Below are 2,330 nucleotides of genomic sequence, written 5' to 3' on the forward strand. Positions count from 1 at the left end.
AGGACCGAGTAGCGGGGCCGGAGAGCAGCCGCCGCGTATTCCGCGCTGGTGATGGGGAGCACCTGCGCGACCTTGAGTGTCGCTCCCAAACCGGCGCTCCCAGCTTCCGCAAGAATGGCGAGCGCGAACTGGAACCACGAAGCCTGGCCGGCGCAGCCCGCGTGGTAGATTCCTGACCGGCCCTGGGCGCACTCGTAGGCATTCTGCCCGCGGCAGGCGCGCAGGACGTCGAGCGTCGCCCTCGCCACCACCGCGGCCGGGGTGGGCGTGCCCACCTGGTCCTCGACCACCGCGAGCGTCTCCTGCTCAGCGCCCCGCCGCAGGATCGTGAGCAGGAAGTTGTTGCCGCGCGCGGCGTAGACCCAGCCTGTGCGCAGGATGAACCAGGCACCGCCCACCGCCGCCACCCCCTCTTCCCCCAGCAATTTGCTGCGCCCGTAGACGTTGAGCGGCCCGGTGGCATCCTCCTCATCGTAGGGCGTGGTCTTCGCGCCATCAAACACGTAATCGGTGGAATAGTGCAGCAGGACGGCTCCACAGCGGCGAGCCTCCTCCGCGAGGATGGCGGGGGCGTCGGCGTTCACGCGCAGGGCAAACTCGGGTTCAGCTTCAGCGCGATCCACGGCGGTGTAAGCGGCTGCATTCACGACGATGGCCGGCTGCAGAGCGCGCACGGCCTTGCGCAACGCGGGTGCAGACCCCAGGTCCAACTGGGAGTGGCCAGGAGCGGAGACCTCACCCAACTCCGCCAGCCCAGGCAGCAGCGCCGAGCCGACCTGGCCGCCTCCTCCCAGCAACAGGATCCGAGTTGTCCGCCCAGCCGCCAAGGCCTCTCAGCAAACGCAGCGTCAGCCATGGTACTAGAAAACGCGCCGCCAGCGACGGCGAGGCAGAGTCCCATCTGCGCGCATCGCCGGCTAGGCGCGCTTGGCGAAGACAAACACGATGTTCTCGTTGACTCCATGGCTGCCGAAGAAGAGCAGGATGCGCCGCACGGCCGACGCCGCCCGCCCCCTCCAGCTCCGGCTCGCCGAAAAGCCACGCACCCTCATGCGGACCTGAGTGAGGGCAGGTTCGAGGGCCGTCCCCAAGGACTGGGAGCTGAAGCTGCGCACATGGCCCCAACGATGGAAGACCTTGCCGCAGTCGGGACATACGATCATCTCCTCGCCCAGCTTCTCTTCGTAAGGGACCGTGCCGACGAAATACCCTCCCGGTTTGAGCACGCGGGCGATCTCCCCGATGCCGGCGCTGAGTTCCTGGTCCTCCAGGTGCTCCAGCACCTCCGAGGCGACCACGAAGTCAAAGGAGCTGGCGGGAAAGGGGATCGCCGACACCAACGCCCTCTTGGCGTCGACCCCCTGTTTCCGCAACGACTCCACCGCGGCTTCCACCGGGTCGATCGCGCAGACCTGGAAGCCGGCCTTCTGGCAGCGAGCCTCGAAGTAGCCGTTGCCGACCCCGATGTTCAGGACGCTGGGGGCGCGGGAGGCGCGCCTCTTGACCAGTCGAAAGAGGTACTCCAGGCGGGGCGCGGCGCCCGAGAAGACAATGACTCCCGCTCCCTGGTAATGACTCCAAATCTTCTCCGGGAAGACCATCGGCGCTGCATCTTACCATCGCCCTCCCCCGCCGGGACAACCGCGCCGATCCAGCTTCCTCACAGGGCAAGGGGAGCGGCCGTGTTGCAACCCTTGATCAGGAAGCCGCCCCCGCAGGGCAGGACGATGATCTTCTCCGGCTTGTCGGCCAGGAACTCGTCCACCGCCAGGGTGGCGCCGGGACAGGTGGTGAAGCCATAATCATCGCAGACGATGATCCCACCCTCCTGCATGCGGGGATAGAAGAAAGCCAGGCTGTCGCGTGTGGGCTGGTAGAGGTCGACGTCGATGTGCACGAAGGAGAATCTCCGCTCGGTGACCTCCGCAAAGCGCTCCGGGATCCATCCCGGATGCCAACTGAGCCGGCCCGCCGACTCCAAGTTGGCCCGGGCCGCCTCCAGGCTGGCAGCCAGGCCTCCCTTGGTCCAGTAGCCACCGTCCTGAGGGGAGGGAGCCGACAGCCCTTGGAAGGAATCGAAGAGGAAGTGGGTACGTGGAGGGTTGGAGCCTCCCTGCAGCGACCGGCAGATCAGGTAGGAGGTGGCGCCTTCGAAGACCCCGCACTCGGCGGTGTCGCCGGGCAGACTGACCAGCAGGCGCGCCAACTGGTACACCATCCAACGGCGTTGCGTGTTCAGGCCTTTATACTCATGGAAGCGCTCCAGGTACTGGTTGAACCCCGGGTCCTGCCACCAAGCCATCTCCGGCCAGTGGAAGCGGTAGGAGGGG

The 2,330-nt window shown here is 66.8% G+C and carries 3 protein-coding genes; all 3 read right to left on the reverse strand.

The genetic code is table 11. From position 1 onward, the window contains the following. Positions 1–797 (reverse strand): dTDP-4-dehydrorhamnose reductase (gene rfbD, locus VEG08_03735; protein ID HXZ27093.1); only part of this gene is annotated, 797 nt, incomplete at its 3' end. A gap of 120 nt (positions 798–917) precedes the next feature. After that, positions 918–1,601 (reverse strand): class I SAM-dependent methyltransferase, encoded by a 684-nt coding sequence (locus VEG08_03740; GenBank protein ID HXZ27094.1) that lies wholly within the window; start codon positions 1,599–1,601, stop codon positions 918–920. A gap of 59 nt (positions 1,602–1,660) precedes the next feature. Further along, positions 1,661–2,330 (reverse strand): TylF/MycF/NovP-related O-methyltransferase (locus VEG08_03745; GenBank protein HXZ27095.1); only part of this gene is annotated, 670 nt, incomplete at its 5' end.

It is taken from the genome of Terriglobales bacterium (assembly GCA_035624475.1).
Taxonomy (GTDB): domain Bacteria; phylum Acidobacteriota; class Terriglobia; order Terriglobales; family Acidobacteriaceae; genus DASPRL01.